The organism is Clostridium pasteurianum BC1 (genome assembly GCF_000389635.1).
Classification (GTDB): Bacteria; Bacillota; Clostridia; order Clostridiales; family Clostridiaceae; genus Clostridium_I; species Clostridium_I pasteurianum_A.
Genome location: NC_021182.1, coordinates 4,939,514 through 4,953,953 on the forward strand (window position 1 = coordinate 4,939,514; position 14,440 = coordinate 4,953,953).

16 protein-coding genes and 2 tRNA genes are annotated in these 14,440 nt (G+C 30.6%); 8 read left to right on the forward strand and 10 right to left on the reverse strand.

Annotated features, from left to right (window positions below):
• Position 1 precedes the first annotated feature (1 nt).
• From CLOPA_RS25420 to CLOPA_RS23960, 4 genes are all read right to left on the reverse strand, one after another.
• A tRNA-Thr gene (locus CLOPA_RS25420) sits at positions 2-109 on the reverse strand.
• Between the two features lie 204 nt (positions 110-313).
• The gene (locus CLOPA_RS22955) at positions 314-1,636 is read right to left on the reverse strand and encodes a YhgE/Pip domain-containing protein (protein WP_015617802.1); all 1,323 of its coding nucleotides are present in this window, start codon (positions 1,634-1,636) and stop codon (positions 314-316) included.
• Between the two features lie 210 nt (positions 1,637-1,846).
• On the reverse strand, positions 1,847-2,338 hold the full coding sequence (locus CLOPA_RS22960) for a VOC family protein (protein ID WP_207637893.1): 492 nt from the start codon (positions 2,336-2,338) through the stop codon (positions 1,847-1,849).
• A 153-nt stretch (positions 2,339-2,491) separates the two neighbouring features.
• Positions 2,492-3,250 carry a flavodoxin family protein gene (locus tag CLOPA_RS23960; RefSeq protein ID WP_015617804.1) on the reverse strand — a complete coding sequence of 253 codons (759 nt, stop codon included), beginning with the start codon at positions 3,248-3,250 and terminating at the stop codon, positions 2,492-2,494.
• Positions 3,251-3,440: 190 nt separating this feature from the next.
• Here CLOPA_RS23960 and CLOPA_RS22970 point away from each other — a divergent pair, with 190 nt between their 5' ends.
• From CLOPA_RS22970 to CLOPA_RS22990, 7 genes are all read left to right on the forward strand, one after another.
• A complete protein-coding gene (locus CLOPA_RS22970; protein ID WP_051115681.1) occupies positions 3,441-3,950 on the forward strand; it encodes a MarR family winged helix-turn-helix transcriptional regulator in 510 nt (169 codons plus the stop codon).
• A 164-nt stretch (positions 3,951-4,114) separates the two neighbouring features.
• Positions 4,115-4,300, forward strand: coding sequence for a recombinase family protein (locus tag CLOPA_RS26895; protein WP_431602586.1), 186 nt, complete (start codon positions 4,115-4,117; stop codon positions 4,298-4,300).
• A 41-nt stretch (positions 4,301-4,341) separates the two neighbouring features.
• Positions 4,342-4,659, forward strand: coding sequence for a hypothetical protein (locus tag CLOPA_RS26900; RefSeq protein WP_431602559.1), 318 nt, complete (start codon positions 4,342-4,344; stop codon positions 4,657-4,659).
• Between the two features lie 93 nt (positions 4,660-4,752).
• A complete protein-coding gene (locus tag CLOPA_RS26335) occupies positions 4,753-4,908 on the forward strand; it encodes a helix-turn-helix domain-containing protein (RefSeq protein WP_278246067.1) in 156 nt (51 codons plus the stop codon).
• Positions 4,909-5,022: 114 nt separating this feature from the next.
• Complete coding sequence (locus CLOPA_RS22980; protein WP_015617806.1) at positions 5,023-5,478, forward strand: LytTR family DNA-binding domain-containing protein; 456 nt, start codon at positions 5,023-5,025, stop codon at positions 5,476-5,478.
• On the forward strand, positions 5,468-5,896 hold the full coding sequence (locus tag CLOPA_RS22985; RefSeq protein ID WP_015617807.1) for a hypothetical protein: 429 nt from the start codon (positions 5,468-5,470) through the stop codon (positions 5,894-5,896). The genes CLOPA_RS22980 and CLOPA_RS22985 overlap by 11 nt, the downstream gene beginning before the upstream one ends.
• Positions 5,897-6,041: 145 nt before the next feature.
• On the forward strand, positions 6,042-7,199 hold the full coding sequence (locus tag CLOPA_RS22990) for an alpha/beta fold hydrolase (protein WP_015617808.1): 1,158 nt from the start codon (positions 6,042-6,044) through the stop codon (positions 7,197-7,199).
• A gap of 193 nt (positions 7,200-7,392) precedes the next feature.
• Here CLOPA_RS22990 and CLOPA_RS25430 read toward each other — a convergent pair whose 3' ends face one another.
• The 4 genes from CLOPA_RS25430 to CLOPA_RS23005 form a co-directional block, all read right to left on the reverse strand.
• Entirely contained in the window at positions 7,393-7,554 is a 162-nt protein-coding gene (locus tag CLOPA_RS25430; RefSeq protein WP_015617809.1) for a hypothetical protein, read from the reverse strand.
• A 16-nt stretch (positions 7,555-7,570) separates the two neighbouring features.
• The gene (locus CLOPA_RS22995) at positions 7,571-8,413 is read right to left on the reverse strand and encodes a D-amino acid aminotransferase (protein ID WP_015617810.1); all 843 of its coding nucleotides are present in this window, start codon (positions 8,411-8,413) and stop codon (positions 7,571-7,573) included.
• Positions 8,414-8,911: 498 nt separating this feature from the next.
• Positions 8,912-9,325 (reverse strand): hypothetical protein, encoded by a 414-nt coding sequence (locus CLOPA_RS23000; protein ID WP_015617811.1) that lies wholly within the window; start codon positions 9,323-9,325, stop codon positions 8,912-8,914.
• Between the two features lie 284 nt (positions 9,326-9,609).
• A tRNA-Thr gene (locus tag CLOPA_RS23005) sits at positions 9,610-9,685 on the reverse strand.
• A gap of 368 nt (positions 9,686-10,053) precedes the next feature.
• Between CLOPA_RS23005 and CLOPA_RS23010 the strand changes: the two genes are divergently transcribed.
• Entirely contained in the window at positions 10,054-10,602 is a 549-nt protein-coding gene (locus CLOPA_RS23010; RefSeq protein WP_015617812.1) for a GNAT family N-acetyltransferase, read from the forward strand.
• A 160-nt stretch (positions 10,603-10,762) separates the two neighbouring features.
• Here CLOPA_RS23010 and CLOPA_RS23015 read toward each other — a convergent pair whose 3' ends face one another.
• A complete protein-coding gene (locus tag CLOPA_RS23015; RefSeq protein WP_015617813.1) occupies positions 10,763-12,079 on the reverse strand; it encodes a gluconate:H+ symporter in 1,317 nt (438 codons plus the stop codon).
• 219 nt (positions 12,080-12,298) lie between these two features.
• The gene (gene ilvD, locus CLOPA_RS23020; protein WP_015617814.1) at positions 12,299-14,017 is read right to left on the reverse strand and encodes a dihydroxy-acid dehydratase; all 1,719 of its coding nucleotides are present in this window, start codon (positions 14,015-14,017) and stop codon (positions 12,299-12,301) included.
• Positions 14,018-14,440: the final 423 nt, after the last annotated feature.

Sequence of the window (14,440 nt, forward strand, 5' to 3'; positions counted from 1 at the left end):
ATGGTGCTCCCGACAAGATTTGAACTTGCGACCTACTGATTACGAATCAGTTAACATTAATTTTTATGTGTTTTAATAAATTTATTTCAATGCCATAAACCCTTTGTTTATATCGGTTTATAACCTATAACTTTTCATCCATTATTAATCAATCAAAACTAAATAATTGTGTTTTCCCGTCACAATACCCGTCATTTTACCCGTGAAATTTTATTATTAACATATATTATTTTTGCTTAATACAAACTTCTTAGAACCGGGTACAGCCGACATACATGTAAAAATAGGCCACATTATGGATTATATGCTTCTCTTAAGAAACTTCGGAAGAAACCTCATTCCTATCATCACTCTTCATATTTTTATCAACCTTAAACATGGAAAGCATTAAAAGAATAAGGAAAACTAATCCTGATATTATAATAATGTAAGCCATACTTGAAAAATCAGCTTTAGAATTATAATACATTATATCTCTAAATATTTCAGATGAAAAACGGTAAGGTGACCAACTATACACAGCATATTTAGTAAAATTATTTAAGAATTGAACTGGTAGATTTACAGCAGGCATGCCGAACAGCCATATTAATATAAGTATAAGCCATCCCTTCATTCCAACCCAGTTTAGAACAGTACTTTGTAAAAGATAAAATGAAAGTCCCACAATAAATGCAAATTCGAAAAGAGACCAGTAGTTATATACAGTTAGTTCCATAATATTTCCAACTATAAACAAATCTATAAAGCTAAAAAGCACAGAAACTATGATGCCTGAAAGCACTTGAAAGAGAACAGCTTCCTTTCTATTTTCAATTTTTCTTGCTCCTCTCCAAATCATCAACATACTAATTAAGCTGCCCATCCACAAAAATACGGAAAGCATCATTGGAATACTGCCAGAGCCACCGTCTCCGATAGTATGAGCCTTCACATTTTCTACAGTAAAAGGTGTTTGTAAATTTTTTGTCATATTGGTTGGTATTGCACTGCCCTTCTGCGTTGCCATACTTAACATCTGAGTTTGAATCCCACTCTGCATCTTTGCAGTCACTGCATTCAGTATATTTTGAGCTGCCAATACGCCTGAATAATTCATTCCTTCATTAACATAAGTCTTTATAACTGGAACCGAATTGCTTCCGGATATATGGGCCATTAGTGAGGATGTAAAATCACTTGGAATTACGATATAAGCATATATATCTTTGTTGTTTGCTGCATTCACAGCGGAATCTTTATTGTCATAAACTTTCCATTCTACTGCGTCAGAACCACTCCCGTCTATCTCATCAACAAAACTCTTACCAATATTGCTTTCCTGTGGATGGCTGATGTCTTTATCGAGGGATACTATTCCTATGGGAAGATTCTTAGGATTCATTTTCACAGAAGGCCAGAAATTACCAAAGGTTAAAATCAGTATAATTGCCAGAGCACCTCCGAAAGCGATAATTATATTCATCAGAAACTTAGATAATTTGTTGTTACTTGAGTTTTTAGACATTAAAATACCACCTTTATAAAATTTATTAATTATATGAAATAATATTATTTTTATATTTCCAATTCCACAGAATTGTGATTGTGCAGAGTTAACACTTTCAAGACTTTCCAATCCTACCAAATACGCCATTTACTACTTAATGAATAGTATAGTATGATTTTTTTATACATAATTAGTAAATAATTATAAAATATTTTATAATAAAAAAGTGATAAAAATAGATTTAAAAAGTATATTAGGATTGTTATTTGCAACAGTCATATTACAATGGATTGAATTAAAATAGAAACTTGGAAGTTAAAGTTAGGCTAATATTACAAATTTTTATTATTGAGAAAATTATTTATCGGTTAATGTCTCTATTAGCCAAGAGGATGTCTCGTCTGATAGTATTTCAGGGCTGTGTGTCTCTAGTGTACAAAGTCTCAATCGGCGCCCATCAGGATCCTCGAACACAACTAGCCAGCTTATGAGTGCAGTGAGAATCGATGAATGCTCGATATCAACTGTATCAAAATGTTCAATCCAACTCTCCAATGCAGTTCTATCTTTTACAGCTATCGTTATTGGATCCAATCCACAATCTTTCTTGGCACGACTTGGGTTAAGTCTGAGCTCTAGTAATGTACCTAAGCCTGGTATTTCCAAAATTATAGCGTAGAGCGAACCATCACTATGGCGATGATCATAAGCTGTGATGCGTCGTGCGCCTATAGCCCTCTCATAAAATGATTGACTATTCTCAAGGTCTGAGACAGTAAATTTCAAGTGATGAATTCCTTGGAGTTGCATGCTCTCTTCAATCATAGCTTTCTTCTCCTTTTTAATCATAGTCGGTTTTACATTTTCACAAAGCGAAAATTTAAATATATTACATATTTAAATGCAATTACCCGCTGTAAGTAATGTACCGTAAAATAAGAAAAGTATAGATATATGGAAATCATTTGATGTCTATAATTTCTTATTTTACAGATTTATTGCTCATTTTAATTTAATCAATCCACTTTTAACAAGTGTTGACTTTAAAGGTCTTATCTTCATTAAAAGTTTTATTAAAAGAGGAAATTGTAGAATATTTAATTCAGCATACTTTTTGCTTTTTTTACTGATTGTGCCTCTTGTAGCTAAATCTCTTCCAGCTTCACGAAACGCATTAAGTATTATAGCTTTTTTAGGAATTGATTTTTCATCCATATTTCTTAATAAAAAGCTAGACTTTCTTACAAGGACACCAACCATTGGTGCATCCATAAATTTAGAAAAAGTTTTAAAATAATATACTAAGCTTTTTGATGCTTCATTTTCAATGTTTCCACAACTAGTCAATAAAACAAAAGGTTTCGAGCAAATATTGGCATTTATGTGATGAAAAAATATTCCCTTTTTAGATACAGTAACCTTGCTTATATCCCCTGTAGAGTTAAACCTATCAATAAAGTTTTTCATTAATCCCGACATATTGAAAACATGAATAGGTGTAGCATATATAATAATATCTGACTTAGACATCTTCTCCAAAATACCTTTCATGTCATCTTTATCTTCATAAATACACTTCAAGTAACTTTTTTCTGTGTGGCACAATTCACAACCTAAACATTGATTAATTTTATATTTATTAAGAACTATTGTTTCAAATTCAGATCCTGCATCAATAACTCCACTTCTAATTTGATTGATTAAAAACTGAGTAAATCCTTTTTCTCCTCTATGACTTGCATTTATTGCTAACATTTTCATAATTTTATCATTCCTTTCGTTTATTTAAGAATCTTTACTAAAACAAATTATTATATTTGCAGCTAATAAACATATAGTAAGGCACCTAACTAAATGATCAAAAAAATATAGACAAAAACAAATTATTAATTTATTATAATAATAAGGCGGCTAATTAATTTTGTCAATATATTTTTTTGTGGAGGATATTATGGGAAACTTTAATTTCGATTTAAAAGATATACCAAAAAAAGAAGATTTACTAAAGTACTCTAATAAAAATAAACCTTTAAATATAAATGCTATTCAGGCATGTTTATATTTAATTAGAACTACAGATGAAATTTTAAAGATAGTTGATAGTCAATTTCAAAAATATGGGGTATCTGATGGCAAATTTTCTGTACTTATGACTTTGTACAACAAGGATAATCATCAATTAATACCATCTGAATTAAGCAACGAATTAAATGTTACAAGAGCAACAATTAGTGGACTTTTAGATGGTCTAGAAAAAGATATGCTTGTAGAAAGATGTAAACATCCTTCTGATGGGAGAATGCTGACAATTAAAATAACCGAAAAGGGCGTAAAACTTATGGATGAGCTTTGTCCAAAGCATTTCGCTTTATTAAGCAGACTACTAGGATCTTTGGACTGTGAAAGCTTAAATTCTTTTACAGATAATTTAAAACATATAAGAATTGGAATCAAAGAATAATTTTTTTATTGTCTCACTAAAAAATATAAATATAAGACTATGTCAAGAAGTATACTTTTTGAAACAAATTTATAACTATTATATAACTATTACATAAGGAGCCATAAAATGAGAAGTTTTTTTATGCAAGGGTTAGTAGTAAGGATCAATCTTTAGATAGACAAATTGCGTCAGCTAAAGAGCTTGGAATAGAAAATGAATATATTTTTATTGAGAAAGCTAGTGGTAAAGACTTTAAAAGACCTGAATATCAATTAATGAAACGAATGTTTAGAGACGAAGATATTTTGTATATTAAGTCTCTGGATAGATTGGGAAGAAATAAACAAATGATCTTAGATGAATGGTGAGAGCTTATAAAAACTAAAAAATAAATATAGTAGTTTTAGATATGCCTTTGTTAGATACAAGAAAGTATAAGGACATGAACGGATTAGAAAATTTAATTTCTGATTTAATTTTACAACTTCTAAGTTATATGGCAGAAGATGAGCGTAAAAGAATAAAAGAAAGACAGGAAGAAGGTATTAAAACTGCTATTAAAAAAGGTATTAAGTTTGGTAGAAGAAAAACCCCAATAGATGAAAATTTTAAAAATGTTTATACTCAGTGGAAACAAGGTGAAATAACTGCAGTAAAAGCTATGGAGCTTGTTTCTATGAAAAGTAATACTTTTTATAGAAGAGTTAAAGAATATGAATCAAATTAATCAACTAATAAAACTGGTAATAATATTAAAAAATACCATGAAGTTGCCGGTTTTTACACTTATTTCGGTGTCTACCCAATTAAAAAGAAAACCATCTTTGACCTATATCAGGAGAAGAAAAACTCTATTAAAGATATATGCAGCATGTTTGATATTACCAAGCCAACGCTATATAAAGTAATAGAAGAATTTAGCAATAACAGCAATGTTGAGAATATCTATAAAAAGCAACTATTTTATGGAATATGATAGTACAATCTATTTATTAGTTAAGCTAAACTTATAATTTTACACAAGGTATACATTCCTTGTAGGCAACCTGGAGAATGAATTAAAATGAATTAATGAGAAAGGAGTACATCAGTGGATATAATACTTGTAGAAGATGAGGAGAGTAATCTAGAAGTACAAATTAGGTACCCAGTTATGAATGCACAAGTAGAGCAGCTTATACAGAGAATTAAAAGTGTGGATGTGAAAATAGTTGGAAGTGATAACGGAAAAAATATAGTCCTCAATATTTATGATATTTTTTATATTGAAAGTATCGAACGAAAAACTTTTATTTATACAAAAGATCAGGTTTTTAGAAGTATCAAAAAACTATATCAGTTAATTGATGAATTGAAGGAATTCGGTTTTGTTCAAATAAATAAATCATGTATTTTGAATATTGATGTACTAGATAGTGTAACAACACTTTTTAATAGTCGGTTGAAAGCAACACTGATTAATGGTGAAAATGTTATTATTACAAGAACCTATATTCCAGCAGTTAAAAAATTCTTGGATGGGGAGACTGAACATTATGAGGAGTAAAAGTAAAATTTTCAGAGAATATATTATTTCAAGTCTTGCAGTCAGTATGCTTATTATATTTTGGGTGTTTTGCATTGATGCTTTTTTTTATGGGTTATGGAGAAACTTTAAAGTCATTGGATCTATTGTAATTTATGCTTCTGTAATATGTCTAGTACAGATTTTGATTAGATTATTATTAGATAATAGGCCTGTGATTTCCATACTTGCTGAATATGTAGTCGTAGTACTTCTATTTTTTGCTTTTGGGATTAAATTCAATTGGTATTTTAAAGGAATGGAATGGTTTGTATTTATATATACAATTCCGGTATATGCAGTTGGATATTTACTGCGCTTGGTAGGTGTAAGAAAGGATGCTGATTATATAAATAAAAAATTAGCAGAGAGAAAGAACAGAGAAAAACATGAATCATAGAGGGTAATAGTAAAAAGCTACCATAAGGTGGCTTTTGTAAGTTATGACAGTGTATTTGTAGGACATGACAACTGCTATTGTATGTGATATGTGAGACTGTTAGGATGTAGTTAAACAATTAATAAAATTGAAAGGAACAGTGAAAATGAAAAAATACATAAAAAACATTTCTTTTAGTCAAGTTCCAGCATTAAAGGTTGGAAAAATAATATTGATTTTAGTTTTTTCAATTACCTTAGGCATCCTAATTGCTCTTGTAGTTATTTTGTTAATACAAAGTCCTGGAAAAATGGAACCGTTGACAGATAAAAACGGAAATGTAATAAAAGGTAGTATTTCAGAAAAAGTTTATGTCAAGATAAATGGAGTAAGGATGGGAATGGTTATTAAAAGTAAGAATAAATCAAATCCAGTACTGCTCTTTGTTCATGGAGGTCCTGGTATGCCTGAATATCCACTAACCAAAACATATCCTACTGGACTTGAGGAATATTTTACAGTTGTATGGTGGGATCAGCGTGGCGCAGGTTTATCCTATAGTAGTAATATCTCAGCAAAAGCAATGACAACAAAACAGTTTGTGGATGATACAATAGAAATAACAAAATATCTACGTAAACATTTTGGACAGGATAAAATATACCTTATGGGACACTCTTGGGGATCATACATAGCTATACAGGCAGCAGCAAAATCACCTGATCTATACAAAGCTTATATCGGCGTGGGACAAATATCAAATCAAATGGAATCGGAAAAAATTGCATATAAGTATATGCTTAATTATTACAAGGGAATAGGAGATGAAAAAACTATAAAAAAGCTTGAATCAACACCTATTGAAACAATGGATTATTTGCCAGATGCATACAATAAAATAAGGGATGATGTGATGCATAGATCCGGAATTGGTACGACACATAAAATGAACTCAGTAGTCACCGGAATTTTTATGCCAGTTATGCTAAATAGGGAATATACTCTGAGAGAAAAAATAAATATATGGATTGGAAAAGCATTTTCAAATTCTACTGTTTTAAGAGATGAACTTTACAAGACGGATTTAAGAAACTCTATAACCAAACTTGATATTCCAGTATATTTTTTTTCAGGAATATATGATTATACAGTAAACTATTCAATGTCAGAAGCTTACCTTAAAAAAATTAGTGCACCTGTAAAGGGATTCTATCTTTTTAAGGAATCTGCCCACACTCCAATATTTGAAGAGCCTGAAAAAGTGTTACAGATTATACAGAATGATGTGTTAAAATGTAGAAATGATCTAGCTGACGCATATTAATACAAAGTATAATCATAATTTTTAGTTCAAACTTATTGAGGTGTCGCCAACATTTCCGACTTAAAACCACGTTAAGCCAATAATATCCAAACATAAGTATCATAAAGGATATATTAGAATTGTTTTGGTACTTTGTTTTTAGTAATACTTTTGGAACTGAAAATTACTTATAAATTAGCTATTTATAAGACTTTTATTGAGAGTACCTAAAACTATTCATTACCAAAGGTTCTTTAGTATACTCTCTTGCCGCACTATATAAAATTCTACATACTCTATATCCTCTTGGATCTAAATTCATTATGTTATCTAAATTTTCTCCTATATTTAATATTGTTAACTCTTCTTGATTCATATACTCCCCCCCAAATTTACTTTGTTTCTTCTAAAAACTCATCCAGTAATGCATCTTGCAATTTCTTAACAATTTCTGATGCTCTTCCACCTACAGGTTTTCCATCTATTTCACATGCAACCATACAAAATTGACCTGAACTTGTAACTATAACTTCGTCTGCATCCATTAATTCTTTTAAAGTAAATGGTGTTTCATTTACAGGAATATCAAATTTCTTACACATTTTTATAATATGTGCTCTTGCTATACCTGGTAAAATCAAATTATCTGCTGGGGCTGTTTTAAAAATACCATCTTTTATAATAGATACATTGCTATGTGCACATTCAGTTACTCTATCACCTCTATGAAATATCCCTTCTTGACATCCAGCTTCTTCAGTCTTCTGTGCTGCAATTACATTTGGTAATAGATTCAAAGTTTTTATATTGCAATGTAAAAATCTAGTATCTTCTAAAGTTATTAATTTTATTTTTTGTGACATATCCTTTATTTCTAATGGCTTTAATATAATCCAAATATTTGCCTTTACATCTTCCCCTGGGAAAGCATGATTACGCATACCCGTTCCTCTTGTAACTTGCCAATATACAAATTGCTCTCCAGAGTCAACTTTTTTAACCATTTCCTTAAGCAAAGCTTTTAGTTCATCCTTTGTATATGGAATTTTAATTTGTAATAAACCAGCACTGTTAAAAAAACGATCAATATGCTCATCTAATGCAAATATGTTGTGATTTCTACTATAAGTAGCATCATAAACTCCATCACCAAAATAACATACACGATCATTCATCGGTATTTTCATGCTCTCAATCAAATCATACTCTCCATTGTAATATCCTAAATTTTTCATTTAACTTACCCCCTATCAATTTAAGAAACTCATATTTTTATATGTATATTTTTAATTTTTTAATATTCATTTATGTGTTTTTTAATAATATAGTATGAATACATACTATATTATTAAACGGTTTTTTTCAATATTCTCTGAAACTTATGTATAATTTATTTTTTATTATGCTTTTCACAGAATTTTTTACTGTATTTCATTATTTATTACGAAAAATTTACGGTTTAATAAATTAACATTATTTTATTTACTAATTTCATTGCACAAAACACCCATTCCATCACTTTTCCACATCTCTTAAAATGTAATAAGTTTTCGTTCTATATATAACGCACAAAAGATTATTCACTGGAAATAATTACGCCTTAAATGGCTAGTACAATAATGATAACATGGGGTAATGGGAGCATCCGTGTAATCAGGGGCAAAGTAGGAATAAAAAAAGGCAGTACTGCCTTTTTTAGTTGATGAACAATATTAGAACTTTACGAACTAACTCTACTCACTTATTAACTTTCTAAATGACTTTACAATGTTTGAAAACTCGCTTAGGCCAATATCAAATCCTCCATTCAAAGATAGTTCTCTAAAAAAAGGATAACTTATGAGTTTTGTTATTGAATATACAACCTTTATATGACCTAATTTATCAAACGTCTCAAAATCTAATATAAATTCACATGGACTCATACTACATAAATGGGCTTTACCACTTCTTTTAATATCTATTTCATCCATGTTTAATAGAAATTTATTTAATTCATCAATTTCGATCCAAGTAGAGTTAAGTGCTCCTGCAAATGCCTCATTTTGAATAGATACAGATACTTTAATACTTGGCATTCTTTCTTTTTCAGATTCAATAAATACTATCTCGATAAATGATTTTCTATCTTCTGAAACTATTTTCATTTTTCTACTCCTATTCCTAATAACGTTCGCATAATCTTACTAGTCCGTATTAATTATATATAAGATGATACCATATTATTGATTAGTATGTTTATCATCTCTTTTGTTATTATCATTTCTTATGACTTTCTTTCCTCACATTTCCTCTTACTTTACATGGCAAATTCTTAGTATAATATCTATTGAAAAGTTATTTTCTAATTATATTTGCCAACAAACCAACTTTTTAAACAATTCCGAAGAAATATAAAAGCCCTTGAAATTCAGTGTTATCAAGGGTTTTATGGTGCTCCCGACAAGATTTGAACTTGCGACCTACTGATTACGAATCAGTTGCACTACCAGCTGTGCTACGGAAGCATGCATTTCCTTTTATTATATCAGATATTTCAATGGTTTAAAAGTATTTGGAATAATATTACATCATCAATCCTTGCTGCACCTTTAACATAACTTACAATCCAATCCTTAGCATAGAAATGATAAAGAATATACAATGGTAATTTTATAAAACAAAATCTAACTGCCAGTTACTAGTTTTATATGTACAAGACTAAAACCATAATCTATAATGGAAATAGTTAACTATTGTCGGTATAGTTTAACAAATACAGTAAGAAAGGGGTGGTTTTTATGAATAAAATTATGAGGTGGTTCTCCGACTAAAGTGGAGGAATAAATATATAATTCATCTATTCCTCCTATTAAACAAGAGGAGTGGTTATAATATGACATTAATGGAAACAGAAAGACTTTTTATTAGAAATTTTAAGGCAGATGATTGGAAGGATTTATATGAATATCTTTCTCAGGAATCAGTGGTTAAGGATGAGCCATATTATATTTACAATGAAGACCAATGTAAACAAGAAGCACTAAGACGTTCACAGCAAAATGCTTTTTGGGCTGTTTGCTTAAAAGAGAATAATAAATTAATAGGTAATGTGTATTTTCAGCAGCAAGAGCCTAAAGAATTTCTTACATGGGAAATAGGTTATGTTTTTAATCCTGAATATTATGGAAAAGGTTATGCTACAGAAAGCTGCAAAGAGATTTTAAATTATGGATTTAAGCAGCTAAATGCACGCAGAATAGTTGCTATGTGTAATCCTAAAAACATAGCATCCTGGAAATTGTTAGAACGATTAGCAATGCGAAAAGAAGGACATTTGCTAAACAACATATTTTTTAAGTATGATGAAGAAAGAAAGCCCATTTGGAGTGACACATATGAGTATGCACTATTAGCTGACGAATGGTTTAACTTTCCTAAATAAGCGTGGAATGATTTTTGATTATAAATTTAAAAAATGTATTTTGAAAAGTAGAATGCAGTAAAATTCCTTAGAATGCTTCACTACCAAAGGACGATTATTGAAAAGTTATATAAAAAATAACAACCTAGAGTGTTTATACCCTAGGTTGTTTCATATCTATCTATATTATTACATTTATAATCAATACCCCTATTAAACCCATAACTGAAATTATTGTTTCCATAACTGACCAGGACTTTATTGTCTCTCCAATACTAAGTCCAAAATATTCTTTAAACATCCAAAAGCCTGGATCGTTTACATGAGAGAATATAAGGCTACCTGCACCTGTTGCCAACACCATTAATGCTGGATTTACACTTGATGAAGAAATCATAGGTAATACTATGCCTGCAGTAGTCATAGCTGCAACTGTTGCTGACCCCAAGGATAAACGCAATATAGCTGCTATTGTCCATGCTAAAATTAAAGGTGATATATTTGTTCCCGCCATGATTGTAGCTATATATTTACCAACTCCACTGTCTATAAGAACTTGTTTTAAAGCACCACCTCCTGCTACTATTAATAATATCATAGCTATTCCACTGGCAGCCTCGGCTACGCTTTTCATTACATTTTCCATCTTTTTACCTCTCATTATTCCCAAGGTAAATATGGCAACTACTATAGATATAAACATTGCCATTAAAGGACTTCCCACGAATTCTGCAAACTGCCTTAATTGTGAAGTCTTTGCCAATGTCATCTCACATATAGCGGAAAATGCCATTAATATAGGAGGAATGATAGCTGTTAAGACACTAGTTGAAAAACTTGGCATTTCTTCTTCACTAACAATTTCTGTTTTAAATAGCTTACTATTTGCATTATGATCAAAGCCTTTTACAAATTTAGTTAAGAATGGACCAGCAACTATTACTGTTGGTATAGCTATTATAATTCCATAAATTAAGGTCATACTTACACTTGCCCCGTATATAGTAGCTATCGCTACTGGGCCTGGATGAGGTGGTAAAAATCCATGTGTAACAGAAAGTGCTGCTGCCATAGGAATTCCTATGTATAAAAGTGGTAACTCAGCAAATTCAGCAATAGTAAATACTAATGGTATAAGCAGTACAAATCCAACTTCATAGAACATAGCTATTCCTACAATAAATCCTGTAAGTACAACTGCCCATTGTATTCTTTTTATACCAAATTTGTTTATAAGACTTCTTGAAATTCTCTGGGCTGCTCCTGAGTCTGCTATGAGTTTTCCAAACATAGCTCCAAAACCTAAAATTAATGCTAAGCTCCCTAATGTACTTCCAACACCATTTTGTATGGAAGTTACGGTTTTAGCCGGTGACATTCCTTCAGCGATTCCAACAACTAAGGCTACAAAAATCAATGATATGAAACCGTTTAACTTAAACTTAATCATAAGTACTAATAATAATATAACACCTATGAGTACAATAAATAATGGCATAAAAATCCCCCCTGAATAATTTTTAATTTATATAATAAAATTTTTAAGTAAACATTTTCAATGAAGCTTAAATTAAATTCGGTAAGTAAATCAACCGTTAATTAGGCTAAACTCTTCTCTAAAAAATTTTAGAAAGAATTATAGAGATATTAATGTCTGAAAAATTACTTACCGAATTTAGAATTAAATCAAGCTCTTAATCAAATTTTATATACAGATTTACTCCATGTATCCACCTTTCATTGGTGATACTGCACATTTTGTATATATTCCCAAAACACCTTTAGTAAATCTAGGCGCTGGTTTTACCCATTTTTCTTTTCTTGCTTTTAATATATCATCAATTTCTTGTGGTGTTTTTTCTTCACCAGCTACACCTATTATATCTAGGCTTCTTTCAGGTATATCTATTTTTATAAGATCTCCCTCTTCAACAAATGCTATTGGTCCACCTTCACTTGCTTCTGGCGAAACATGTCCTATAGCTGGTCCTCTAGTTGCTCCAGAAAATCTTCCATCTGTAATAAGAGCTATAGATTCTACTAATTCTGCATCTGATGCAATTGCTTCTGTAGTATAGAACATTTCTGGCATTCCAGATCCCTTAGGTCCTTCATATCTTACAAATACAGCATCACCAGGTTTTACAGCTTTAGTTAATACTGCATTTATAGCATCTTCTTCACAATCAAAAACTCTAGCCTTTAAAACTACCTTCATTAATTTTTTAGATACAGCTGAATGCTTTACTACAGCTCCTCCTGGGGCTAAATTTCCTTTAAGAATAGCTATTGCTCCTTGTTTTTGTATTGGGTCTTCCTTTGTCTTTATTACATCTTCTTTTTTAACTCCAAGCTTTTCAATAAGCTTAGCATGTTCTTCATAATATCCGCTTTTCTTTATATCTTCTAAGTTTTCACCTAAAGTCTTACCTGTAACGGTCATTACATCTAAGTGTAAAAACTCTTTAATTTCTTCCATTATTGCTGGTACTCCACCTGCATTCCAGAAATATGATCCTGGATAAAATCCACTTGGTCTTATATTAAGAATATATGGAACCTTTTTATGAATTTCATCAAATAGTTCTGGTTCTATTTCTATACCTAATTCATGAGCTATAGCTGGCATATGAATTAATGTATTACTTGAACCTGCAATAGCAGCATGTACCATAATTGCATTTTCAAAAGCATCTTTAGTCATTATATCTGAAGGTCTTATGTTCTTCTCTATTAATTTAAATACTTGCTTTCCAGCTTTTATTGCAGCTCCTTTTAAATCATCAAAAGTAGTTGGAATCAATGCTGTTGCTGGTAGCGCTATACCTAATGCTTCTGCCATAACCTGCATTGTTGCTGCAGTTCCCATAAACGAACAGGCACCACAAGTAGGACAGGCATTATGCTTATAGTATCTATATTGTTCTTCAGTTATTTCTCCTCTTTTATATTGAGCATCATATTTACCAATCTGTTCAAGAGTTAAAAGATTAGGTCCAGGTCCCATACATCCACCTGGTAGAAATATAGCTGGCATATTTAATCTGGCAATAGCCATTAAATGTGCTGGAACAGCTTTATCACAGCTTGTTGTAAATACACCTGCATCATAAGGGGTAGCCTGAACATGTATTTCTATTAAACTTGCCATTATATCTCTAGATGGAAGTGAGTAATTCATACCATCATGTCCTTGAGCCTCTCCATCACATATATCTGTAGCGAAAAACTTAGCACCTCTACCACCGTTTTCATAGATACTATCGAATACTTCATTTACTAGAGAATCTAAATGAGCACTGCCTGGATGACTATGTCCATAACTACTCTCAACTATTATTTGTGGTTTGGAAAGATCTTCAACCTTCCAACCTGATCCAAGTCTTAATGAATCAATTTCTGGAGCCTTTTGTCTTATTTCCTGACTTTTTAACATTTAAATCACCTCATGTTTAATAATTATTTGTATTACAATCTGCAAAATTTCTATACTATTAAGGTCATTATTCTAAACATATAATTAATTCTTTTACGTATTGCAGTCATATAACAACTAATTTGTATTACAACTTTACTTATATAATACTCTGTAAACGTTTTTTAGTCAATATGTTTCTTTAAGTTTTTATAATTAATTTTTATATAGAATACATCTAATTTTTTAATTTTATAATAGCAAATTCTAATTTATTATTTTAAATATTCACTTCAACAATAATATAAACAGAATTCTAAGCATCAGGTGGAGTTTTTATTCCATCTGATGCTTAGAAGTCGTTATCCAGGGACGTAGCCACTCTTTACTACCACTTTGAAGAAGATGGTAGTATTAGAGTGGATAGTCATCGGATAAATATTT